Origin of the sequence: Pedobacter westerhofensis, from assembly GCF_900182595.1 — a bacterium.
GTDB lineage: Bacteria > Bacteroidota > Bacteroidia > Sphingobacteriales > Sphingobacteriaceae > Pedobacter > Pedobacter westerhofensis.
On record NZ_FXTN01000010.1, the window covers coordinates 158,803 to 183,644 of the forward strand.

The window sequence follows — 24,842 nt, forward strand, 5'->3', positions numbered from 1 at the left end:
AGAATTCGTTTAATTATAATCTTGACTGTACCTGCAGCACGAAGAGCTGGTTATCGTACTGGGTAGTACCTACTATATTTTTCTTGTAATGATCAATGTTTACCCCAAACTGGATGCGGGCATTGTATGATTTAAGAAACTCTGCACCGATCATTGGCGTATAGGTTTGCCTTGGGTTGCTGGCATGCCTGAAATTGTTGTCGAAATATTCATACCTGCAGGAAAACTCCAGGGAACTTAGCCTGTGATAATTGATGGAGTACCTCAGGTTGGGCAGAAAATACATCCCCCACATTTGGTACAGCGACACGCCACCCACACGTTTGGCAGAATCAAGTCCGTAATACAGTGCGTGGTTATCCCCCTGTTTAAATTCAGTCTCAATTTCCATTTTCCACTTTTTACACACCGGCAATACCATGGAGAGATCAACACCTGTAGCATACACATTGCTTCCCTGAACAGTTGCCAGACCACCATTTAAACCCAGGTTCATCTTCAGGCTCTTTATCAGTCCCAGTTCAACACGCGAAGAAAAGTGCTTTCCGTTATCGTTATCCATCGTCTGGTTCCTGCCATTCCCGTTTACTACAGAGAGTTCATATTTTACAGGTACTGCACCGGGCACTGCCCCATAAATACTTGCACCGATTTGGAAACTCTGCCAGCCATTGCTGCCAAATGCAGTATACTGGTTAGAATAATCCAGGGACTTGATCACGTCTACCGGATACATATCTTCCAGGCCAAAAGCAGGCCGGAACTGACCCATCTTTGCGTTAAGGTAAGGATTGAGCCTGTAGGTGATGTAGGCATTCTCAAGAACCTTATTTGCAGGATCACTTTTAAAATCAGCAAGATTAAGCAACAGGACTACATCTGTACGGTCGGATATTTTAGAGGTAAACTGCAGTCTGGCGCGCTTAATATCAAAATCATTGTATATGGCTTTGCCATTGGCATGCTGCAAGCCGTTTATATCAATGTCTTTATGGCTGCTAAATGCATATCTGGCCTGAAACAGGCCTTTCATTGTAATCTTCGCTTTGGTGGAGTCGGCTTTAGGAGTTTCCTGGCCTGCGACTTGTAAAATACTGAGAATGGCCGGTAGCAACAAGATTAAAAATCTTTTCATAGATGAGTATTTCAATATAAAACAGACTAATCCAGCCTGTTTTGATTACTCAAAGATGATTGATATTACTGCGCGAATTGATGTTTCAAATCATCAGCAAAAATGATCGTCGTCACATATTCGCAAATGTTGTGCATTATTCTGAAAATGTATTACAGCTTTTCGAGTTCTGCCGGCAAGGGCTGCGCAGCATGGGCCAGTTTCTCTGCATCGATCCTTAAAAAGCGGAAAAGCAGAATACCGATCACGACAGTAATGATCCCCTGGGCCATCACGGTATCAGGGGTACCGATCCATTTGGAAAGTATTCCAACCAGCAATCCGCCGATGGGCTGCATTCCAAAAAAACCCATGGCATAAAAACTGATTACCCTGCCCCGCATTGCGGGATCTACGGTAGTTTGAATGAGCGTATTACTGATCGTAATCTGAGACATCATACCAAAACCACAAATGGCCGCAAAGACCAGCGCCAGCGGATACCAGGTAGTATGTGAGAATAAGACCAGTCCAACGCCAAATACGATGGTGTTGGTGGCGAGTATCCTTTTCAGATTCCGGCCCGGCTTCAGCGAGGCCAGATATATTGCACCGCAAAACGCACCAAGCCCGATGATACTGTCTATCACTCCAAATGTTGAGGCAGTCCCCTTAAAGATATCCTTCGCATATACCGGAATAAGAGTTGCATAAGGTAAAACCAGCAGGCTCACCAGTGAAAGGGTGATCAGTACAAATTTAATAGAGGGCGTGTTTTTGATATATTCATACCCCTCCTTCAACTCACCAAATACATTTTTGGTGATAGGTTTTTCAATATACCTGGGCAGTTTCATCATCAGCAAGGAGCCGATCACAGCGATAAAACTCAGTGCATTTAATCCAAAACAAACATCCTGTCCAAATTTTTCAAGGGCAAGCCCTGCCAGTCCGGGGCCGATAAGGCGGGACAGATTGACCATAGATGAATTTAAGGCAAGTGCGTTGGGCAGATCTGCCTTATTCTCAACCATTTCATAAACCAGCGATTGTCTTGCAGGTACATCAAAAGCATTGATGAATCCCAAAACAGCGCTCAGGCCAATAATTTCCCAGGCGTTATAATGTTTAAAAAAGATCAGGGCTGTAAGCAGCACTGCCTGCGCCATAGAGGCAAACTGTGTTGCAAGCAAAAGTTTAAAACGGTCGTAACGGTCGGAGGCGATCCCCCCGAGGAAAGAAAAAACAAATGACGGAAACATACTCGCAAAGAGGGTAAGCCCCAGCATAAACTTGGAGTGTGTTTCCGAATAGATGACCCAGCTTACTGCGGTCTTTTGCATCCAGGTGCCAATCAGTGAAATCGACTGGCCACTGAAATACAATCTGTAATTACGACTTTTAAAAGCGTTAAACGTACTGATATTCATTTTAAGGTACCGGGCAGTATATTAGTTTCTGTCCGGTTTTCCTGGTGCAATGCCTTTATCAACGTTTAAGGTAAATGACGATTCAGAAGCTTTATCTGCTTGTGACAAGTTATCAATGTCAGAAGCAGCAATATCTTCTTCAGATGGTGGAACCGCATCTATTCCATCAGACTGTACGTCCTGCTGACTAAATTGTTCGTCTGCTTCTTCTTCATTAAATGAGGCATTATCTTCCGGAGTGATCATAATTGTATGGTTTGTTGTAAATATATAGTAAACGTTGTGAGCTGCACGTTGTTTCAAATATTATGATAGAAATCTGAAGATATAATAACTTATCAGATATGAGGACTCTTCCAAAAGCATCGTTGCAGAAGCTTTTTCCCTGAACACATCGTAATGAATCAGCTTTACCTGTATCATGCCAGCCAAAGTTGCCAGTAAAATTAATGTAAACCGTTTCATGATCTTTTAGATTTGTGGGTTAAAAAAAATCCCCGGTGTTTGCCGGGGATCAGGTATTAAAAATTAGAATTTTAGTGCTACACTTCCCAGGAAGCTAGCAGGTGCCTGTGGGGTTAACCTTACCGACCATGTTTTTTCACTGGTCAGGTTATTCACTTTTATACCGATACGGTATCTTGGCTGATCGTAAAATACTGTTGCATCAAACATGGTGTAAGCAGGAATGATGATCTGGCTGGTAGTTGTATTTGTATAGTATTGCCAGCTAGCAATATTACCACCAAATCCAGCTCCCAATCCTTGCAGTTCACCCTGAGGAATACGGTAGCTTACCCAGAAGTTATATGAACGAGGCGGGCCAGACAGGCCCGGGCGTCTGCCGGTAGTCTCCACAGCAGCCTTTGTAAGTTTGTTGTCGTTGTACGCATAGCCGGCAACAATATTTAAACCAGCGATAGGATTGGCAGTCAGGTCTACCTCAACACCTCTGCTCAACTGCGTACCGTCCTGAATTTGAAAGCCATTGGCACTTGTAAGGTCTGCACGTAAAACATCCGCCACCTTAATATCATAGTAACTTACTGTACCTGACACTTTGTGATCAAACAGATCTGCTTTTACACCAAATTCCAGCTGGTTGGCATGTTCAGGTTTGAGGGCACTCCCATCAGAAGTCTGGCCGCTTTTGTTAAAAAATCCATTCATATAGTTACCAAATACTGATAAATGGTCTTTTGAAACTTCATAAACCGCACCAAGTTTTTGTGATAAGTTGTTTTGGTTGTACGGACCGGTCTGTGTTCCAGAGCCATTTAAGCCACCGGCAGTAAGGCCAGTAACAATATTGTATACCCCACCAAATTTGTAGCGGTTAGCACGCAGGCTGAGCATAATATTTAACCGGTCTGTAAGATTAATCACATCCGAGAAATATAGTGCATAGGTGTTGTCTCTGTTCGTTTCTTTACGAAGTGTCCCCCCTTTACTTGCCAGTGAATCCACTTTGTACTTGCTGATACGTCCTGCGTACGGATTGCTGAATTTAAGATCAGGAGAGGCTGCAGTACCGGCAGTAGTATTAACAGTTACCCTGTCAAAATCATTATAGTTGTTATAAAAATCAAATCCTACGACCAGGCGGTTGCGGAGACCGGCAACTTTAAAATCACCGATAAAGTTCTGCTGAATATTTGTGGCAATGAACTGTGTATATCCAGTGATTACGCTTGGACGCAGGGTAGAATCTGTACGGCCGTTCAAGGCAGTGATATATCCACTGATCGAAGAGCGGGCACGGGATACAATAGTTTGTGAAGTCCAGCTTTCGGAGATCTTATAGTTTGCCTGAGCAAAAATATTCAGCAGTTGTGTAGTGTAAGGGAGGTCATTGCTTAAGAACGTTTTGTTATACGGGAAGCCCATATCAGCAATAGATTTCCTTCCGGGTGTGGCAGCAGGATTAAAACGCACTACAGAGGTTGCTTTTGCCTGACTAAATTCTATATCAAACAATAATGAAAGGCGGTCGTTTACCTGATAAGAGAAACTTGGGGCCAGGGTAAGGCTATTGGCAAATCCCTGATCCTGGAAATTTTTCTCAAAGCTCGTAGCACCATTTAACCGGAATAATGCAGTTTTACTTTCATTGATAGGAGAATTCACGTCAAATGTCAGGCGGTTCAAATTCCAGCTTCCGCCGGTATATCCAACTTCACCACCAACACCATTATAAGGTTTTTTTGTTACACGGTTGTACAAACCGCCGTAACTGCTGGAAATACTGGTACCGAACAATGTTGCTGAAGGGCCTTTGATGACTTCCAAACGTTCAAGATTTACCGGGTCAATCATAGCGAATGCAGCTCCAGCCACACCATTTCTTGCATTCGGTTCTGTATCAAACCCCCTTGAACGGAACGTAACTCTACCTTGGTTGGCAACCATTGGTATGCCTGCTCCAGCAACATTTTTTGCGATGCTGGCAAGGTCTGTAGCCATTTGCTCCTGTATCAGTTCTTTCGGGATTGATGCATATACCTGTGGGTTTTCCAGGTTCTTTATCGGAAGCTTAGCAACATATATACTTTCTTTTTTAGCGAACTTATTGGTTTTGTTGCCACCAATAATTACTTCCTGAAGCGCTTGCACATTTTCTTTTGGGAGCTGATAGTTGGCGGTGGTAGTCTGTCCGGCTGTTACAGTAACCTTTAAATCTTTTTGTGCCGCACCCAATACCTGGATCCTAATGGTGTAAGAGCCTTCAGGGATATTGGCAAATGAATATTGACCTCCATCATTTGTAAGTGTAGTTTGCTTTGTTTCAACCACTGAAACTGAGGCTGAGCCAAATGGCTGTCCATCAACCAATGTGATTTTTCCGGTTATTTTTCCGTTCGACTGAGCAAACGAATTCAAGGGGCCTGCTAAAATGTAGGCGATAAGAACTAATAGTAAAGATTTCATCAATAATTGGATATGTGTTAGTGTGAGTAATACACCAGCAAATATATAATTATTGTTTATAATGAATCTAATTAAAAACTTAGAGGTTCAGATATTTTATTGAATGAGCAGAATTAGTTACACCTTGCCTATGCCGGTGTAAGAAAAACGCCATAAGGTCAGTCCAAAATTCCCGGTATAGATAAAAACAAAGTTTCAGAGACACTGTTGTCACAACATATATTTTTAGAAACGTGAAAAAAACCCTATCCGCTCTCTGTATCATCCTCTTTGCATCCTTCAATTCATACGCCCAGATCGGCTCTGGGTATGAATAGTGGCTGGACAAATACAGCAAAGACATTAGGTTTCTTGCACTTCGATATCCGGGTAACAGGAACTGCGGTGGTTGTGCCTTCATACGCACGAGCATTCGACGTTACAAAAATTGGCCTTTCAGATCATCTGCAACCTGCCAACCCAGCTGAGGTGATGTCGCCAACATTTAGCGGAAATACAGATCATAACGGCCCGCTCATGAACCTGTTTGATGACTATGGAAACAAAATCACCTCTTTTGACCTACCCCCGGGCGTATTAAAAGGTTATGTTCCCTCCCCTCAGCTTCAGGTTACCCTGGGCCTGGTTTTGAATACAGATGTGACCGTTCGCTGGGCACCTAAGATCGTCCTAAACAATGATTTCGGATCAATTTCCCTAACTGGATTTGGAATTAAGCATAATATCATGGACGATTTTGCCGGTGGTAAAGACGATCATAAACCCTTCGACCTTGCATTTGCAGTAAGTTATAACAGGGTCAGATATCAGAAGAAACTAAATCTGCAACCATTGGAAGGTTCAGTTCCCAAGGATCCTGAGCAGGTGAAAGACTTTAGCCACCAGGCAGTATACGGTAATTTCGATAATTACTTAGTACAAATGATCCTTTCAAAACAGCTATCATTCTTTACACCATACATTGCACTCGGATACAATACCTCAAAAACCGAGTTTGGTATAGAAGGTAATTTCCCGATTCCGACAGGTATTTCCGGAGATCGACTTAGTTATACCACTTATACTGATCCTGTCAAGATCGACTTTACACATGTGAAAGGCTGGCGGGCGGATATGGGCTTTCAGCTAAAGTTTCCGGTCCTTACTATTTTTGCGTCATACGGCATCGCTGATCGTTACGGGATGGTGAATGCAGGTGTAGGTATTGGCATCTAAATCCTAAGCAGAATGCTAACAGGATATATATTTCTTTTATTTGAAATTGTTCTCGTTGAATTTGTGCAGGCCTTATCTGGCTTAAAACGCATCAATTCAACAAACATGAGGAAACTTCTCTTAGCTATTTCTACCGTCATTTCCTTTTCTGCTTATGCTCAGGAAAACACGTTACTTACTCAAACATTATGGCAGGGAACACCCGATGTCAACACTGTAAAAACCGCTGTGATAAAGTTAAATTCATGGCCCTACCCCTGCCTTTCAGGTAAAAGTCTGGTAACATAATCCATTGCGAGATTGCCGGGAAGTAATCTTCATTAAACAGATTTTCTACACCCATGCTCAGGCGCGTGTTCTTATTAACTTTATATCCTGCAGCAAAATTAAACAGATTGTATGGATGTTCAGGACCTTCATAACTATTGTATAAACCAGTAGTAGCATTTTTAGCAAACTGATCATGGCTGATGATCCCTTTATAATTCAGCGTCAGATCAACTACGCGTATAGGGTTGTAAGTGATACTGCCCGTTACTTTCGGAGCCGAAATACGGCGGCCGTTCGAATAGGCATCTTCCGGGTCTTTATACTCTATGCCATTTGCTACCAGTTCTTTGGCTACCTGTTTACCAATACCCTGATTGGCACCTGTTATTAACGCTATTTTCATTTTTGTTTATCCATGACTTAACATTTGTAATTACATCACAAAAGTCTGCCAATACTGCAAAAGGAAAATAAGCAAACCGCGGATTCTTGTAAGCAAAATGAGAAAAGGTCAGCCTATGCAACAAATATTTCCTAAAAGATCAGACCAGATTTTGCCACCCCTGTTCATGTTACTACAAAACGCTTGAATTTCCACTTTCTAATTGTATGTCTTTAACAGCTCCAGCAATGATGGCATGTTGCTGTAAATTCAAAATTAGTTGTTAAAAAAGAAATGAATTTATTATATTTATTACTACATAATTAACAACAGATCATTAGACGGTAATACCTAAAAACCCTAATAACGTTATGAACGATCGAGATCACATTAACGAAGAAATGGAAGTTATCATGTCTGCTCAGGATGCAGAAAAGTATACAGGTGTATTCTGGCGGAAACCAACACATGAAGAACTGGAGGATTTGGCAGAATTCTATGCGGTGGATGAAGTTGAGGCAGCAATTAGAGTACTGGGGGCAGATTTAGATACGGTCGAGAAAATGCTGGAGATTGATCGTAAGAAAAAAGAGATCCTGAAGGAATTGACACCATTAGCAATGGTTCAGGACCTGGTAAACTTTGATGCACAAATTTTTTATACATTTTTATTTCTGATCTCGGCGGGCAAGAAAACCGGGCAACTTTCGTTTGAGGATGGTATGAGCAGGGCTCTTAAGTACAAAGGCGTTTTTTCCACGCTCGATTTTCCTGACCAGATTTTATTTGAATTGTGAATAATCATAAAGCGGGGAATTAACAAAAAATCATGTAATATCCAATACTGAGCTACTCTACCGGGTACGATGGAGATTTTGATTGGTGTTTTCATGAAGATGCTTCTTATTGATTATTTTCTGCTGTTGCTTTCAGACCCTCCAGCCATATCTGATGATAGTTAAACATGAGCTTAGGGAATAAAACTTTTCCCAGCCTGCACATCCAGCCATGTTGTGTCTCTTCAGTAATGGCTTTGCAGCCATCCAGGGTTGGAATAATCAGACTAATCGAAATTATTCAATGGAGATAATATAGAAGATCTACTTTCATCTGGCAGGACAAAAAAAACAAGTCGTAGTCGTAATATCAGCGCCTTAATAAACGCTTCCTCAAACGGCTTAGGGATTCTGGTTTTACACCAAGGTAGGAGGCAATGTGAAATTGGGATACCTGATTAAATAACTGCGGAGATCTATTGAGCAAATACTGATAACGTTCTTCGGGAGAAAGAAATAGCAGCATTTCAATGCGTTCATTGGCGGTCTGGTAAACATTTTCTGCGACCAGGCGACCAAGATGCTCCCAAGCTGGGCATTTGGCATATAGCGTGTTTACATCAGCGTGCTTTAAAGCAAAAAATTCTGAATCCTGTAAAGCCTGCCAAAAATATTTTGAAGGAGTTTGGGTCAGAAAACTGCTGAAATCAACAAAAAAATGGTTTTCATCGACAAACCTGCAATTGATTTCATTGCCATCCTGATCAAGGTAAAACATTCTTAGTAAACCTTTTTTCAGGAAATACAAATGCCTGCAAATCTCTCCCTGTTCCAAGATATTCTCCCTTTTCTTTAACCGAATATTAACAAGATATGGCGCTATAAGATTAAAGTCAGTATCGGAGATTGGCGAAATAGCATTGATAAATGCTTTGAAATTTTCCATAATTGAAGAGAAGTAAATATAAAAATAAATAAACACCGCACATGAATAAACATATGCGCATTGTCTTTATTTCTTAACCGAAGTCAACGAATTGGAAACCCCAAGGTCATGACCTTTGAATCAACAAAAAAATAAAGCTATGATCAAATTAAGCATCCTGCTTGCCAGGAAAAAAGAGCTAAGCCATGAGGAATTTGTGACCTATCACAAAACGAACCATGCCCAACTATTCGCTTCCATCCCGGTAGTCAAAAAATATGTTAAGAAATACGTGCAATGCCATTCGTTACTTGAAAATCCTCCTGGCTTACCTGCACCCGCCTACGATGGAATCACTGAGATCTGGCTGGATGATATGGAAGCGCTCGGTAAGGTATTCACCGATGAACAATATATGGCTATCATCCGCCCTGATGAGGGAAAGTTTATTGACCTTCAGGGCTGCAGTTTCCTGATCTCTACAGAAAATCAGGTGATTTGATTTTTTATCTCTAAAACCAATATTCTAAATGCTTAGCGCCTGAAAGTGTCAAAACTTTCAGGCGCTTTTTTACATCCACATATTGGCGTTGAAATTTCCTTAACACAGCTCAGCAGCTGTGAATAATTTAGGCTAACGTGAATGGTCAGAAATCCAAAAAAATCACCTCTTTTAATTTGTCTTAAAAGACTGCCCGTTTTAGGAACTGGACAATTTTTATTCAATTATCGGAGATGAAAGGCATCTACCTTTTATCTATTTACAATCAGTGTTATCTTGTTTCCGATTCCCCATGCCGTTTTACTATTTAGCCATCTGCCGGCCGGGTAGTATTGGCTCGCAGCGTCAATCTTTTAATCTTTTACAAATGATATCTGCGGGCGGTCTCCGGGAAGTGATGTACATCACAATTATGCACAACCATTTTAAATGTGATTTACATCACGATTCTTTCATTTCCAATACCTGCACCTTTGACATGTCAACTAACAAATACTATTAACAAGAGACAGAGCAATGGCCCTTTTGAAATAATAGAATTAACAAATTAAAATTAAAATATCATGTCAAAAAAAATCTTATTTATCGTTTCCAATACCAAGGTGATTGGACCAAAAAACAGAAAAACAGGCGTATTTCTTGATGAAGTAGCCCACCCTTATGTTGAGTTTGATGATGCAGGTTATCAAATAGATTTTGCAAGTATTACCGGAGAAGTTCCGGCCCTGGATAATATGGAAGCACAAGATGAGGCCTCCAATGCAAGGTTCCTTCAGGAAGGCGGATGGGCCAAAATGCAAAACAACCGTAAACTTGAGGATGTAGATGCGGGTACTTACGATGCTATTTTTGTTCCGGGAGGTTTGGCGCCAATGGTAGATATGCCAGAAAATGCCTTGTTGAAAAAAGTAATTGCAGAAACCTATGAAAGGAACGCTGTTGTTGGTGCAGTATGTCATGGACCAGTATCACTGCTTAATGTAAAACTTAGCGACGGTACGTTCCTACTTAAAGATAAAAACATCACCTCTTTCACTAATGAAGAAGAGATTCACTATGCAAAAGATGATGTTCCATTTTTATTGGAAAGCGCACTTACTGACCAGGGTGCTATATTTCACGCAGCAGCGGCCTGGTCTGATAACAGCATTGCGGATGGAAACCTGATAACCGGACAGAATCCTGCATCAGCACGTGGTACTGCCCAAAAAGTAATTGCCATTTTAGAAGCCTAACAATTGTCATTATAACGCAGGGTCTGCACCAGTCCCCATAGGTTTGAAACCTGAAAGCTTTATCCAGCGATTAGGTTTCAATCTTACGTTAAAACATTAACTACCTACACACCGATAAACCGAAAGCATAATAGCTTTATCAAAATTATCACTCCAGAAATAAGCAAAATGAAAAACAATATTGAAAATAAAGTAATAGTAATCACAGGGGCAAGTAGTGGCCTGGGAGAGGCAACAGCAAAACATCTTGCTGAAAAAGGAGCAATATTGGTTCTTGGTGCCAGACGTACCGATAAATTGGAACAAATCGTTAAGGATATCACATCCAAGGGTGGTACTGCTACCTTCTTAAAAACAGATGTAATCAATAAAGCACAAGTACAGGCCCTGGTAGATATGGCAGTAAATACTTATGGAAAAATTGATGTACTAATCAATAATGCGGGAATCATGCCTATCGCGCCAATGTCTGAGGTTAGAACAGATGAGTGGGATAATATGATTGATATCAATATCAAGGGTGTCCTTTATGGAATAGCCGCCGCATTACCTATATTTCAAAAACAGGAATCCGGTCACTTTATCAATCTGGGTTCTGTAGCCGGCATCAAAGTTTTTAGTCCGGGTGGTACAGTTTACAGCGGAACCAAATATGCAGTTCGCGCAATAAGTGATGGCCTGAGACACGAAATCGGTCGCAACATCCGTACAACTATTATTGAACCCGGGGCAGTAGATTCGGAATTGAAACTTAGTACAAATCATCAGGAAAGTTCAGCAGGTGTGAACGAGTTCTATAAAATGGCTATTCCCGCTGCCAGCATTGCAAGAGCTATTGCTTTCGCTATTGAACAGCCGGCGGATGTTGATATCAATGAAATTGTGATCAGGCCGACTGCTCAGGATTTTTAAGACCAGGAAATTGCCTGTATAATTTAAAATACAATATACCCGCTCTATGAGACTGCACTATGGATTCATTTTGACAAAAGTTTCCGCAATTATTTCGGGTGAAGCATTTCGCATTAATTCACTGAAACCAAATGTCAGTTCCTGCTTTCCCTCTTCAAGCTGTTGGAATATGGCATTAATAAAATCACTGACCGGTGGATGAATGTCATGAAGACCTTTGCCACCGAGGTCGGTGTTCAGGGCAGGAGGAATAACTTCGATCACCTCGATCCCTTTTGGCGCAAGCAGATGGCGTAAAGAAACCGTGTAAGAATGAAAAAATGCTTTTGTGGCGCAATATACCGGCACTTTTGCCAGCTGAACAAATGCCAGTCCGGAGCTCACATTCATGATCGTACCCAATGCCGGCAAACTGCTCAGTAAAGTAGTGAGGTGAAGCGGGGCCAGAATGTTTGTTCTAATTTCTTCAGTGGCGTGAGTGTAAAAATCCGGGTCGCTGGGATTCATCCAGTTCTGCACACCTGCATTATTTACCAGCACGTTTAAATCATTGTGGTTAGTTAATAACCATTCATAAAGTGCTATTCGTTCAGATTCTTGTGAGAGATCACAGACTTTTGTTATTACCTGCGGATGTTTCTCTGCAACATCCTGTAATACCTCTGCACGTCTGCCGCAGATGATAACCTTATTATTGTTTGCTAAAAAACGCTCAGTTAAACCCAGGCCAATGCCGGTGGCACCTCCGGTAATCAGAATCTTATTGTTTGAAAGTTCCATATTTCCTTTTGTTAGTTTGACAAAAGTATCGGGATACGGTGAAGGAAAATTACCGTGGTTTCAGAATCTGAAAATTAAAAACTTAAGCCTGTTTTAGGCCTAACCTGTACTGTTTTGGGCTAACGCCTACGTACTTCTTGAAAAAACGTGTAAACCCGGAGGGATTGTAGGTAAGCCTGTACGCGATCTGTGAGATGGTCATGGGTGTGGTTTCGAGCAAACGTTTAGCCACAATAGCGAGTTTACCTTCACAGTGATGACACGGCGCCTTGCCTGTTACCTCTTTCACTGTATTGCTCAAATGAATAGGATGGATGCATAAGATCGCTGCAAAATCATAGATTTCATAAAATACTTCTTTACGTCCTGAAGCTATATCCGCGATATGCTTATCCAGTTCATTCAAAAATGCAGCAGTAATTTCTTTAGGCCTTTCCACCCTGCAAAGTTCAAAATTCCAACCGGGTAAACAAATGAAGCGGCTAATTTTATACTGATAATTCGAATAAAAAACAAACGCTTAATCTATCTTATGATTTCAAGTGTTGAGGTACAGCCCTTAACTATCTGCAAAAGGCTAAATCTACGTTAGGAAAGAGCAATTATAATTGTCACCTGAGAAAATATATAAATGTTATGAGGTATAATGATTATAAAGTTACAGCAGCTGCACCGTAATAAACCCGGGCTCACAGAAGATGTGGAGGCATATCGGGATTGAATAACAGATTGAACTGCTTCCCTTAGAGAAACAGTTCAATCTGAAGGAAAAATCTAAAATGTAATTACGGCCTTACCGTAACCATGCCAAGGTACTCGGTTTCTGAAACCAGTTTCCCATTATCAGACACCATGAATACATACCAGTACATATCATGGCCGGCATGCCAGTCAAGAAAGTCAACAGTATAGCTAAGTGCGCTCCTGCTAACGCCTGTATAATAGGTGCTGAACCTTCCGGTATTTCCGTCATAACATGCCAGGATAACCTTGTCATCCATACGTGTGCACTTCTCTGGTTCAGGCGTAAGTTCCCACCTTAGGGTTACCTTGTATCCACTTTCAGCAGATATAACCGGGTTCCATACCTGCTGGGTTTTGTGGATTGGTTTGCTGAGCTGGACTTTCGAAAGATCAAATACAGCCTGACCTTTATGAATTGTAATTGCATTTTTAAGGTGATCTGAAACAATAGCATTCCAGGGCGTAAAACCGGCCTTGCGGGGTACCTGATATCCTATCCTGAATGCCCGTTTGGCACTTCTCAGAAAGTTGCTCACTGTCCCAAAAACATTGGTGTTTGTGATCTGCTCGTCTGAAAGTTTTTTCTTTTTCAGCTTTGATGCCTCTTTCTTCAATACAGAAATACCCCTCCATTCAGTCAGGATTACATTGTCTATTCTTCCCCTGAAATTGCCTATCATTGATGGGCTTCGCTGTGTTGCCATAATTACCAGATAAATCGTCCAAGATAAACACTGTTTGATACGCCTGTCTGATCATTCGTGATGAATGAGATAAACACCTCTGCTACGTACCCCTTCTTTTTCACACTTTCGAGTGAAAGTTCATCCCTACCACTGCGCCGCTTGGCCCCGCCCGTATCGCACCTTACTTCCTTCAGTTCCGGAAAATAGGCAAGCATCATCACCTGATCGCTATGATGATTCAGACCATCTTTCGTTTCGGTGCTCCATTTGAAACTGAGTCCGGTTTCTGTTAACTCCGCCGACGTATTTTTCGCAGAAAGCAAATTGCCTTTGCTCACAAGAACTTTACGCAAATTGATTTTGCGTTTGGGAGATTTTCCTGTCAGGGCAAACTTTCTGATTTGACTGACCATCGCATTGTGCGTATTGATATACTTTTTTCGTGCTTCGGTCCTGTAACTTACGCTGATGAAGTTTTCAAAAGGCTTAACAAATTGCGAAACAACACCTGTGTCTTCCCGTACCGTCAACTGTTCAGCGCTCGGTGGTAAAGAGCTTGGTGTGTTTTTTCGCTTTGAATAAGTTCTGCCATCGGGAAGCTGGCAATAGGTAATCCCGTCAATTGTGCCTGAGTAGCCGACAAATGGGCCACTTGTAATAATTGCCATAATTAAATGATTTAAGTGAAAAAATTAGTTAGTTATATTTTTCCGGGCCGGATCATGCAATAATCGAAATCTGCAGGCTGCTAAAAATTGTATCTTATACGGAACTTATCGCTTGACGGGTGTAAGACCCTATTGAAAAATTACACAAAAGTAATACTAAAAATATATATTTGCAAATAATATGTAATTTTATTAACGGTGTTGAAACATATATGTTTCAGTATGTAATTACTGGTTTGTTTTTGCCTTAAACCATGCTTCCTCCCTACACTGTTTGTCTATCGTTCGTATACTGGTTTGCTTTATAACATGTCTTTACCGTTTCAGCTCCGTATTTGCACCGTACCATGCTTACCCCATCCATACCACAACCATACTGCAACTATACCTAAGGGGTAAAGATGCAGTATGGTTGTGGTATGGATGGAGTATTAAAGGGGTACAGAAGGTACGGTACAGGAACGGTTGTAAAACGGTACAGGATCGTTTTTGAACAAAACGATGATACATCATGCTACGAACGGGCGACGATTGAGATACGTAAATAAGAGGTTTCTCAATACAGCCTCTGCTGTCTTAAATTACATCTTCTACAGTGATCTGTTCACGCGCCATCCTGGCCGCAGCAACCATATTTTCCAATGCTGCTTTGGTCTCCGGCCATTTACGGGTTTTCAGTCCGCAGTCTGGGTTTACCCAAAGGTTACGTGCCGGAAGCAGGTCTGCTGCTTTAGCCAATAACGAAGCCATCTCCTCAGTGCCTGGAACCCGTGGTGAGTGGATATCGTAAACACCAGGGCCAATCTCGTTTGGATATTCGAAATGTGCAAAAGCCTGGAGCAATTCCATTTGTGACCTGGAAGTCTCGATGGTGATCACATCAGCATCCATAGCGGCGATATGTTCAATGATATTATTGAACTCACTATAACACATATGTGTGTGAATTTGAGTTTCATCCCGCACACCGCTGGCAGTGATACGGAAAGCTTTTACAGCCCAGTTAAGGTAATGCGGGTGCTTGGCTTTTCTGAGCGGAAGTCCTTCACGAATTGCGGCCTCATCAATTTGAATAATGGCAATTCCCGCTGCTTCCAGCGCGATTACCTCATCACGGATTGCAAAAGCAATCTGGTTGGTGGTGGTTTCACGGGGCTGGTCGTCACGCACGAACGACCATTGTAAAATGGTTACAGGCCCGGTTAACATTCCTTTCATCGGTTTATCAGTTTGTGCAGCAGCAAAGGTGCTCCAGCGTACCGTCATATCAGCGGGGCGGCTTACATCACCATAGATCACCGGAGGTTTTACACAACGGCTGCCATAACTTTGTACCCATCCGTTTTTAGTAAACAGGAACCCATCCAGCTGCTCACCAAAATATTCTACCATATCATTACGCTCAAATTCACCATGAACCAGCACATCCAGGCCAATTTCTTCCTGCCAGCGGATGGTTTCAATCGTTGCCTGCTCAATGGCCTGCTCATACTGTTTAAGGCTTAATTCACCTTTCTTAAACATGGCGCGCAGCTGACGGATATCCTCTGTCTGGGGGAATGAACCAATGGTTGTTGTAGGGAAAGTCGGCAAATTGAAACGCTGCTGATGTAGGCGCTGACGGATCGGGAATGCACTTTTGCGGGTAGCATCAGCTTCGCTGATTGCTGCAATACGTTTTTTCACCTCTTGCCTGTGTACTTTTTGTGAGGAAGCCCTGCTTTCAATAGCCGCTTTATTAGCTTCAAGTAACATAGTTTTTCCTTCTGCTATCTGACGGATCTCGTTTACTTCGGTCAGTTTTTGTTTGGCAAAAGCCATCCAGTTTCTGATCTCGGGATCAATTGCAGTTTCCAGTTCAAGATCAATCGGGCTATGCAGCAATGAGCATGAAGGGGCAATCAGCACACGGTCGGTACCCAATTTTTCTACTGCCTTATTGATCAGCACCAGAGATTTCGCATAATCATTCTTCCAAACGTTACGGCCATCTACTACTCCTAAAGAAAGTTTCAGGCGCTCTGGTATCAGCGCAAGCACCTCATCCAGCTGTTCTGGTGCACGTACCAAATCAATATGCAGGGCATGTACAGGAAGTGATACTGCCAGCTGTGTATTATCAAGCAAAGCTTCAAAATATGTGGCAACAAGCAGCTTGATGCCACTCACCCGGTTGGCAATGGCACGATAAGCATATTCAAAAGCTTCTTTTTCTTTTTTTGAAAGATCCAGCGCAAAACAGGGCTCGTCCAGCTGGATCCATACAGCCCCCTGCAGCCTTAAGCGGTTAATAATTTCTATGTATACAGGCACCAGTTTCTTAATCAGGTCTATACGTTCAAAGCCTTGTTCTTTCTCTTTGCCCAGCAACAAATAACTTACCGGCCCCAGCAGCACAGGTTTTGCCTTTTCTCCAAGCAGTTTTTTTGCGCTGTTATATTCGCCGAAAATAGCCTCGCTAAAAATGCGGAATTCCTGATTAGCGTTAAATTCTGGTACAATGTAGTGGTAATTGGTATCCAGCCATTTGGTCATTTCCATAGCGGTAATGTCAAGTCCATCTTTCTGATAGCCACGGGCCATTGCAAAATAAAGATCGATTTCCTGGTTGGACTTGATTTCTGATAGTACTGCTGAATAACGATGAGGAATATTGCCCAGTAAAAAACTGGTGTCCAGTACCTGGTCGTAAAAACTGAAATCATTGCAGGGGATAAGATCGGTGCCGGCATCCAACTGCGTGTTCCAGTTCTGTTCTTTGATGGCTTGGGCTACCTTATTGAGTTCTCTAAGATCAATTTTACCTGCCCAATATTGTTCGGAGGCTTTTTTGAGTTGTCTTTGGCTTCCGATTCGCGGGTAGCCGAGGTTTTGTGTTAACATTTCTTTCAACTTTTTAAATGGTTAATAATCATTGTAAAAAGTCCTTCATGCTTTCAGGATACTCTGCAGCAGGAATAAAGGAAAGAAAAGTACACATGTAAGCTGCGGGAAATTAAACCCATAAGGTTTTGCCTGCATCATACGTACCAATCTGACATCAACTTCAATCGCGAAAGCATCGTCAATACGAAACAGGCAGGTATCCTGACTTGTAACAGTTTTTATCAACCTTCCTTTCTTGTTTGATGGATAAAAACCTTAATGTTACTTACAGTTGCGCGACAGTCCGTGATTTGCACACGGTTCCCTTTTCATTTACAGCTAAGTAAAACCTTTTCCGATTGTTGAAATATGTAAAGAACTCTAATTATTACAAATCAGTAAACTGTTACAAAGATAGATGCGCAGACGATAAAACTTGTGAAAAGATAAAAATCAGACATATCATCTTGTTTAGAACGATAAGTCAGAAAAATACGCTTATAAATACTTACTTTCATCCCTTAAAGAGAAAATTATTCTATGACAGATTTAGATGAAATCGATTTAATGCTGCTGAAGATCCTGGCAAACGATTCTAACCATACCAATAAAGAACTTGCGGCGATGGTGAACCTTTCTCCATCACCCGTTTTTGAACGCATGAAAAGACTGGAGAGCAGTGGATTTATTAAAAAGTACATTGCAATTCTGGACGCAGAAAAGTTTAACCGGGGTTTTATCGTCTTTTGTAATATCAAGCTCAAGCAGCATGACAAAAAAATAGGGCACCAGTTTGTAGAAGACATCCTTAATATTGATGAGGTTGTGGAATGTTATAACATTTCGGGGGACTATGATTTTATCCTGAAAGTATACGCCAGGGACATGAAACATTACCAGGATTTTGTGTTCAATAAACTGGGTTCTGTAGAAGGTATAGGCAGTACCCACAGTACTTTTGTGATGGCCGAGATCAAAAACACCCATAATATCAGTTTTTAACTTGAAAGAGTTCAAATATATTTTATCTTGGAACGATCGGTTTATTATAGTAATTTTGTTGCATGCCCGGCATTGGAGAATCAATATGACGGGATATTTTTTTATCTAATAAAAGAACGATCGGTTTAATATGATAAGCATGGAAAACATAGAATTGTTAAGGGACATTCCCGATTTGTTACCGGTAAGAAGAGATTACTTTGATAACAGGAACATTAGAATATTTGACAGGAAAGAATTAATATGCAAAAATTACCTGTCGCCCAACAGACGTGGCTTTTACAAAATCATATTCATAGATGAAGGGCGTGGTATTTTCACGATCGGAACCAATACCTATCCTATTGAAGAACCTACACTTTTATTTATTCACCCGAATGACATCATCTCATGGAAGAACCTTTCTATAAATAAAGTAACCAGCGGATATTTCTGCATTGTCAAAAGAAGTTTTACTGATAAAAATTCGTTGCTGAAAGCTTTAATGAACAAGTATGGTCTTTTTAATGACACCAGCAGAAGCGTAATCCCCTTACCTGGAGAGACGATTAAAAACATGAATGGAATTTTTCTGCAGATGTATAAAGAAGAAAAAAGCGATGCTGAATTTGCAGAGGATGCCTTACAGGTATATATGCAGCTGATTATGGTAGAAGCCAGCAAAATAGCCTCTTATTCCAAATCTACCGCAATATCTTTGGCATACCGTAAGGTACATGACTTTTTCCAGCTGCTGGAAAAGGAAACCGCTAATATCAATTATGAAAAGTCTATTGAAATTAAAACTGCAAAACAGTTTGCCGATCAGTTGAATATTCACCCTAATCACCTCAATGCCCTGCTGAAAAAACAGACCGGCCAAAATGTAAGCGCGCATATCAGAAACCGCTTATTGGAGGAAAGTAAAATCTTACTGATTCAAACAGACTGGACTCTCCAAAATATCGGCTACGCTATTGGCTTTACTGAGCAACCCAGTTTTAGTCATTTCTTTAAAAAAAACATTGGTATTACGCCCGCTGAATTCAGAAGAAGCTACAACCTTTGAAATTCCTATAAAGCTCTTTGATTTGGTTATAAAAAGGCGTTTAAAACAGCCATAATTTTGATCATCAAATAAATAAAGCTATGGAACAGCAAAAAATATATTTAATCACAGGCGCTTCCCAGGGATTGGGGCTTAGCCTGGTGAAATACCTTTTACAAAAAAATCAAACTGTTATTGTAACCACACGTGATGCAGGCAAGTTTGATCCCTTGCTGCGTAAAAACGCTGATTTAGAAGTATATGGACTGGATTTAACCAGCGAAGAAGCGGTCAAAAATATGATCGGTGATATCATTGAAAAACATGGCCGCATTGATGTACTGATCAATAATGCAGGTTATGGTTTTGTAGGTGCAATTGAAGAAACCTCATCAGAAGAGGAACAACAGGTGATCGCCGTCAACGTGCATGCTCCATTACGTATGATCAGGTTAGTATTGCCGCATATGCGTAAGATGCAGAACGGACATATCATCAATCTTTCTTCTATAGCCGGAATTATTGGTTCGGGCGGATGGGGCATGTACAACGCGTCCAAATTTGCTGTAGAAGGATTTTCTGAAGCACTTTATCATGAAGTAATTGAATTTGGTATTAAAGTAACCGTTGTAGCGCCAAGCGCAATCCGCACCAACTTCCTCGGCGGCTCCCTTACTTCATCAAAACTTGAAATGAAAGAATATGCCAATAGCTCAGGGAAACGCAGACAAACGCTGGCAGCCAATAATGGAAAACAACCCATTGATCCGGAAAAAGCGGCTGCTGCCATCTATGATGTAATCCAAATGACTAACCCACCATTCCGCTTACTCTTAGGTAAGGAGGCATATGAACGTGCCAGCAAGAAACTGGAGCAGTTAAAAGCAGATTATGAAGGCATGAAAGCAGTGACCCTGTCAACAGAGTTTTAAATCCAGCCCAAATCCATATGAATCATATCACAACTGCCGGTCTTAAAAATAATGGCAATATAGTTTCAATGCAAAATGAACCCTGGCAATTTTGGCTGGACAGGCCAGCAACAACCAGCCGCCGGGGCCATTTCTGGATTACAGGTGAACGCATAAAAAAAGGCAGCCAGACCTTACAGCACGGCCCTATGTTTGTAGAGTGGCAGGCACCCGAACAGGTTACTCAGCCATACCCGGTTATATTGGTTCACGGAGGGCTTCTCCAAGGCACGGAATGGATGGATACGCCCGACGGCAGACCGGGATGGGCACAGCGATTATCAGAGGCAGGATATGCAGTGCTGATCGTAGATCGTCCCGGGCATGGGCGGTCGCACACCCACCCGGATTTATCCGGCCAGCCCGGAAATGCTTTTTCTTATGAAGAAGGTGAACATGTATTTTTTCCGCCCGAAGACAAAGAAACACAGACCCAATGGCCATTTGACCGAAATGATGACGCTATGCTGGATCAATTTATTGCAGCCTTTGGCCCCTTACCTACCAATTACAGGGAATCACAGGAAATGGACACAGCACGTTTATCAGCTTTATTGGATAAAATTGGGCCCTCCATTTTAATGACTCATTCGGCATCAGGTCCGCTGGGATGGATGGTAGCCGATCAACGTCCGGAGCTGCTGGTGGCTATTGTGAGTGTAGAGCCGATGGGGCCGGCTTTTGCAACAACACCCGGTTTTGGAACACTTGAATGGGGCCTGACCGCAGGTCCTGTAACTTACTTTCCGGAACGTAAAAGCCCCGAAGAGGTACGCGCTGCAGATCCCTCACGATTACAAATTCCCGCTTTAAAAGACATGCCAGTTGCTATTGTTACCGGTGAAGCTTCGGTGTTCGCGAAAAACGGACCTGCTATAGTTGAGTTTTTGAATACGGCCGGAGCAGCAGCCAGTCAGATACATTTGCCGGATCATGGAGTATTTGGTAATGGCCATGGGCTTATTTATGAAAGTAATTCTGATGAAGCACTACAGCCTGTATTAAGCTGGTTGAGTAAAGTTACCACGTCAAATATGCCGGAAGGAATTGACGGATCAGCCGGAAATCCAAATGAACAAACGGATAAAATAATATTCTATGTGAGTTACAATGGTGATAGTGAAACACATTTTGATCAGGATTATTATATAAACGTGCATTGTCCTTTAGTGAGGGAGGCCTGGGATGCTTATGGTTTAGAGCGTGCCAGTGTATACTTACCAACCGATAAAGATGCCGGAACGATTATCATCTGGGCAGGTATTTTTAAAGACAGGCATGCACTGGATACTGCATTTAATGCACCCCTGACACAAAAAGTGATGGATGACATCAAAAATTTCACTGATGTTATACCCACGCGCAGCATTGCTGAACCATTTAGAACATAAGAAAATGTCCGGACACTTAAAGAAAGAATATGAAACAGTAAGGGAGGTAGAACTTTCCTATTCTGTACAGGGAAAAGGCTCAGTGGTTTTACTGATCCATGGATGGCCACAGACACAGGACGCATGGCGGCATGTTATACCAATCCTTACTGATCATCATACCGTGATCACAGTTGACCTGCCGGGGATAGGCAATTCCGGTCCCTCCAAAGAGGGCTATTCCAAAAAGGAACTTGCACGATATATCCATGACCTCATTGTTAAACTGGGGTATAGCAAAATTGCCGTGATTGGCCACGATATTGGCGGGCAGGTTGCCTATGCTTACGCAAAACATTATTCCTCAGAAGTTGAGGCCGCAGTCATTATTGATGTCCCCATTCCCGGTTTAACGGGCTGGGAACAGGAACGGGGTAGATGGCCGAGATGGCATTTTGCATTTCATCAGCAGAAAGATCTGCCCGAAATATTAGTAAAAAACAATGTCGCCCAATATCTGAATTACTTTTTCCAGGGACTATCTTACAACAAGCAGGTTTTGAACGATGCAGAAGTACGGCCTTTTATTGAAGCATATTCCAATGAAACAACTTTACATGCAGGTTTTGAACTTTACAGGGCATTTGAACAGGATGCAGAGGATAACAAAAACCTATTGCCAAAGCTAAAAATGCCCGTATTGGCCATAGGTGGCGAACATTCACGGATGAAGGATGCTGTATACGAACAATTGGAAGAAGCCGCAGAACGATTGATCCGAGATGTAGCTCCGCATTGTGGTCATTTTATACCCGAAGAAAACCCCGACTGGCTGGCAAAGAGAATTTTAGCATTTATTCCTTAAAAATTTACAAACCACCATATGGTTAAATCAAACCGCAATATGCTTTAATTACAGCCATATCAGTGATGCAATTTTGTATTGCAATAACTGATAATAAAAATGGAAACGAAAAAACAGGAGGAATTAACTCCAATAACAAACAAAATTAAACTGGATGGTGAAATCGAGCGGGCTTTCATGAAATTTCTTGGCAGTCATGCCCCCATACAAAAGTTTGAAGAAGGAACCCCGAAAGAATTAGCAGAGTATCTTGATCAGCTTTATATCAACATGAATGGCCATTGGCCGGCAAATGCGCAAATTCGCAGGCAGGATTTTGAGACGAAAGCCGCTGACCAGTCAGACGTAAAAATGAGATGGTATACGCCTGAAGATATTGCCGATGAAAGTCCGGCAGTTGTCTTTATACATGGCGGAGGACATGTTGCCGGATCGGTAGATCTTTATGACCGCGTAGTTGCAAATTACGTACAGCGTTCAAACGTACCGTTCTTATCTGTAGAATATGGGCTATCACCACAAACCAATGGAAAGGATCAGGCAGAACAGGCATTTGCAGCTATTATCTGGCTTAGGGAAAATGCCGGACAGCTTGGCATAAATAAGGATAGGATCGCTATTATGGGAGACAGCGCCGGCGGAGGAATTGCGGCAGCTGCGGCGATACTGGCCCGCGACAGAAGGATACACTTAGCCAGACAAATCCTGATTTACCCTATGCTGGATTATCGGAACACAATCCCGGACGAACATATTGAACCATTCACTATGGTAGGATATCAGGTGATCAAAACTGCATGGGATGCAGTGATCAGTCCGGATCATCTGAGCGGCCATGACCTGATGATTGCATCGCCCGCATTACTGGATAAGTTTGAAGACCTGGCCCCCATTTACATATCGGTTGGAGATCTTGATTATTTCAAAGTTGAAAATCTCGAATATGCGCGCAAAGCAGCAGAAGCAGGGGTACCATTGGAATTTCACTTACACCCCGGCGCACCACATGGGTTTGAACTATTTACCCCCGAAGCACCGGTAGCAGAGCGGGCAACAGCAGACCATATAAACGCTATTAAATCATTCTAGTGTCAAACATTCTTAATGTCAAAAAACCGGCCACCTTAAGTCGGTCTTTTGACATTCCGTCAACCTGTGCTCGTGCAACTCTTGTTAATTTTACGGTGATCAAAATAGAATATGAAGAATGTACCCTACCTGCTGAAGACGATACAAGATCTGCACAAGCTCTTTTTTCTTCCAAAATCGGAGCACCCGCTGATTACGGTATTTGATCTGGAGAACAGGCAATGTGTAGCACATGCTTCTTCCGATAGTTTGGTTTTTGATTTTTACTCGATTTGGTTTAAGAGAAATACCGGCGGAACACTAGGTTATGGTCAGAATGCCTTTGATTTTACTACAGGCTCTTTAACTTTTCAGGCACCGGGACAGGTAATTACCGTGCAGGATCATTATTTTTCGGCAGGATGGGCATTGGCCTTTCACCCAGATCTTTTTCGTTCATACCCCCTGGTACATAACATCACGGAATTTGAATTTTTCTCCTATGAGGTTTACCAGGGCCTGAGCCTCCAGCCCCAGCAGGAGGAGTCAATTAATATGCTGGTGCGGGAAATCAGTAAAGAAGCAAGATCTGGCGACAAGCGATTTGGCGAACCTATATTGGTGGCTCAACTGGAGCTTTTGCTCAGACAAATTAACCGCTATTACCATCAGCAGTTCAGTCCTGCCAGCAAAGCGGGATCTGATTTCCTGACAGGTTTTGAGAACAAGCTTCAAGACTATTTCAATTACAATGAAAATGAGGTTAAACCAATCCTTACGGTTAAATACCTGGCAGATCTGATGCACCTTAGCCCACACCATCTCAGCGAAAAAATAAAAGAGCTGACCGGACAGAGCGCGCTTCAGCATATTCATTATCGTATGGTTGAAAAAGCTAAAGGACTGATTAGTGTTTCGGGGCTTTCAATAAGTGAAGTGGCCTATAGTTTAGGTTTTGAGCATCCGCAGTCGTTCAGTAAAGTTTTCAAAAATAAAACCGGCTTTACGCCAACAGCATTTAAGCAAAGTCTTTTCCGAAACAAGTGTACGCTAAACGCACAATAAACGGAATCCGTTTCAGCGATAATAAAAACATCTACAAGATCA

General features: G+C 42.0%; 23 protein-coding genes and 1 riboswitch. Of the genes, 12 read left to right on the top strand and 11 right to left on the bottom strand.

The window, feature by feature from the left end; all coding sequences use genetic code 11:
• Nucleotides 1–13: 13 nt before the first annotated feature.
• The 4 genes from FN831_RS19435 to FN831_RS19450 form a co-directional block, all read right to left on the bottom strand.
• Nucleotides 14–1,135, bottom strand: coding sequence for a porin (locus FN831_RS19435; protein WP_142529860.1), 1,122 nt, complete (start codon nt 1,133–1,135; stop codon nt 14–16).
• 152 nt (nt 1,136–1,287) lie between these two features.
• Nucleotides 1,288–2,544, bottom strand: a complete 1,257-nt coding sequence (locus FN831_RS19440) for an MFS transporter (RefSeq protein ID WP_142529861.1) — start codon at nt 2,542–2,544, stop codon at nt 1,288–1,290.
• Nucleotides 2,545–2,565: 21 nt separating this feature from the next.
• Entirely contained in the window at nt 2,566–2,790 is a 225-nt protein-coding gene (locus FN831_RS19445) for a hypothetical protein (RefSeq protein WP_142529862.1), read from the bottom strand.
• A gap of 282 nt (nt 2,791–3,072) precedes the next feature.
• Complete coding sequence (locus FN831_RS19450; protein WP_142529863.1) at nt 3,073–5,472, bottom strand: TonB-dependent receptor; 2,400 nt, start codon at nt 5,470–5,472, stop codon at nt 3,073–3,075.
• A gap of 309 nt (nt 5,473–5,781) precedes the next feature.
• Between FN831_RS19450 and FN831_RS19455 the strand changes: the two genes are divergently transcribed.
• Complete coding sequence (locus tag FN831_RS19455; protein ID WP_142529864.1) at nt 5,782–6,687, top strand: DUF6588 family protein; 906 nt, start codon at nt 5,782–5,784, stop codon at nt 6,685–6,687.
• 208 nt (nt 6,688–6,895) lie between these two features.
• On the opposite strand, the gene FN831_RS19460 is transcribed toward FN831_RS19455, so the two are convergent.
• On the bottom strand, nt 6,896–7,360 hold the full coding sequence (locus tag FN831_RS19460) for a TonB-dependent receptor (protein WP_142529865.1): 465 nt from the start codon (nt 7,358–7,360) through the stop codon (nt 6,896–6,898).
• A 350-nt stretch (nt 7,361–7,710) separates the two neighbouring features.
• On the opposite strand from FN831_RS19460, the gene FN831_RS19465 reads away from it, so the two are divergent.
• Nucleotides 7,711–8,136: a hypothetical protein gene (locus FN831_RS19465; protein ID WP_142529866.1), complete on the top strand. Its 426-nt coding sequence runs from the start codon at nt 7,711–7,713 to the stop codon at nt 8,134–8,136.
• 349 nt (nt 8,137–8,485) lie between these two features.
• Here FN831_RS19465 and FN831_RS19470 read toward each other — a convergent pair whose 3' ends face one another.
• The gene (locus FN831_RS19470) at nt 8,486–9,061 is read right to left on the bottom strand and encodes a Crp/Fnr family transcriptional regulator (RefSeq protein ID WP_142529867.1); all 576 of its coding nucleotides are present in this window, start codon (nt 9,059–9,061) and stop codon (nt 8,486–8,488) included.
• A gap of 139 nt (nt 9,062–9,200) precedes the next feature.
• On the opposite strand from FN831_RS19470, the gene FN831_RS19475 reads away from it, so the two are divergent.
• From FN831_RS19475 to FN831_RS19485, 3 genes are all read left to right on the top strand, one after another.
• Nucleotides 9,201–9,542, top strand: coding sequence for an EthD domain-containing protein (locus tag FN831_RS19475; RefSeq protein WP_142529868.1), 342 nt, complete (start codon nt 9,201–9,203; stop codon nt 9,540–9,542).
• 563 nt (nt 9,543–10,105) lie between these two features.
• Complete coding sequence (locus FN831_RS19480) at nt 10,106–10,777, top strand: type 1 glutamine amidotransferase domain-containing protein (protein ID WP_142529869.1); 672 nt, start codon at nt 10,106–10,108, stop codon at nt 10,775–10,777.
• Between the two features lie 168 nt (nt 10,778–10,945).
• Nucleotides 10,946–11,689, top strand: a complete 744-nt coding sequence (locus tag FN831_RS19485; RefSeq protein WP_142529870.1) for an SDR family oxidoreductase — start codon at nt 10,946–10,948, stop codon at nt 11,687–11,689.
• A 57-nt stretch (nt 11,690–11,746) separates the two neighbouring features.
• On the opposite strand, the gene FN831_RS19490 is transcribed toward FN831_RS19485, so the two are convergent.
• From FN831_RS19490 to metE, 5 genes are all read right to left on the bottom strand, one after another.
• Nucleotides 11,747–12,469 carry an SDR family oxidoreductase gene (locus FN831_RS19490; RefSeq protein WP_142529871.1) on the bottom strand — a complete coding sequence of 241 codons (723 nt, stop codon included), beginning with the start codon at nt 12,467–12,469 and terminating at the stop codon, nt 11,747–11,749.
• A gap of 82 nt (nt 12,470–12,551) precedes the next feature.
• A complete protein-coding gene (locus tag FN831_RS19495; protein ID WP_142529872.1) occupies nt 12,552–12,908 on the bottom strand; it encodes a helix-turn-helix domain-containing protein in 357 nt (118 codons plus the stop codon).
• 346 nt (nt 12,909–13,254) lie between these two features.
• Nucleotides 13,255–13,917 carry a DUF6266 family protein gene (locus FN831_RS19500; RefSeq protein ID WP_142529873.1) on the bottom strand — a complete coding sequence of 221 codons (663 nt, stop codon included), beginning with the start codon at nt 13,915–13,917 and terminating at the stop codon, nt 13,255–13,257.
• Nucleotides 13,918–13,919: 2 nt separating this feature from the next.
• Nucleotides 13,920–14,567, bottom strand: coding sequence for a DUF6266 family protein (locus FN831_RS19505; RefSeq protein WP_142529874.1), 648 nt, complete (start codon nt 14,565–14,567; stop codon nt 13,920–13,922).
• Between the two features lie 576 nt (nt 14,568–15,143).
• The gene (gene metE / locus FN831_RS19510; RefSeq protein ID WP_142529875.1) at nt 15,144–17,450 is read right to left on the bottom strand and encodes a 5-methyltetrahydropteroyltriglutamate--homocysteine S-methyltransferase; all 2,307 of its coding nucleotides are present in this window, start codon (nt 17,448–17,450) and stop codon (nt 15,144–15,146) included.
• A gap of 177 nt (nt 17,451–17,627) precedes the next feature.
• A riboswitch (cobalamin riboswitch) is annotated at nt 17,628–17,801 on the bottom strand.
• Between the two features lie 171 nt (nt 17,802–17,972).
• Here metE and FN831_RS19515 point away from each other — a divergent pair.
• From FN831_RS19515 to FN831_RS19545, 7 genes are all read left to right on the top strand, one after another.
• On the top strand, nt 17,973–18,434 hold the full coding sequence (locus FN831_RS19515; RefSeq protein WP_142529876.1) for an Lrp/AsnC family transcriptional regulator: 462 nt from the start codon (nt 17,973–17,975) through the stop codon (nt 18,432–18,434).
• 139 nt (nt 18,435–18,573) lie between these two features.
• A complete protein-coding gene (locus tag FN831_RS19520) occupies nt 18,574–19,482 on the top strand; it encodes an AraC family transcriptional regulator (protein ID WP_221931358.1) in 909 nt (302 codons plus the stop codon).
• Nucleotides 19,483–19,562: 80 nt separating this feature from the next.
• The gene (locus FN831_RS19525) at nt 19,563–20,393 is read left to right on the top strand and encodes an SDR family NAD(P)-dependent oxidoreductase (RefSeq protein WP_142529878.1); all 831 of its coding nucleotides are present in this window, start codon (nt 19,563–19,565) and stop codon (nt 20,391–20,393) included.
• A 17-nt stretch (nt 20,394–20,410) separates the two neighbouring features.
• Nucleotides 20,411–21,823 carry an alpha/beta fold hydrolase gene (locus FN831_RS19530; RefSeq protein ID WP_142529879.1) on the top strand — a complete coding sequence of 471 codons (1,413 nt, stop codon included), beginning with the start codon at nt 20,411–20,413 and terminating at the stop codon, nt 21,821–21,823.
• On the top strand, nt 21,780–22,667 hold the full coding sequence (locus tag FN831_RS19535; protein ID WP_185960546.1) for an alpha/beta fold hydrolase: 888 nt from the start codon (nt 21,780–21,782) through the stop codon (nt 22,665–22,667). Before FN831_RS19530 ends, FN831_RS19535 begins: the two co-directional genes overlap by 44 nt.
• Nucleotides 22,668–22,766: 99 nt before the next feature.
• Complete coding sequence (locus FN831_RS19540) at nt 22,767–23,756, top strand: alpha/beta hydrolase (protein ID WP_142529881.1); 990 nt, start codon at nt 22,767–22,769, stop codon at nt 23,754–23,756.
• 111 nt (nt 23,757–23,867) lie between these two features.
• A complete protein-coding gene (locus FN831_RS19545; protein ID WP_142529882.1) occupies nt 23,868–24,800 on the top strand; it encodes a helix-turn-helix domain-containing protein in 933 nt (310 codons plus the stop codon).
• Nucleotides 24,801–24,842 lie beyond the last annotated feature (42 nt).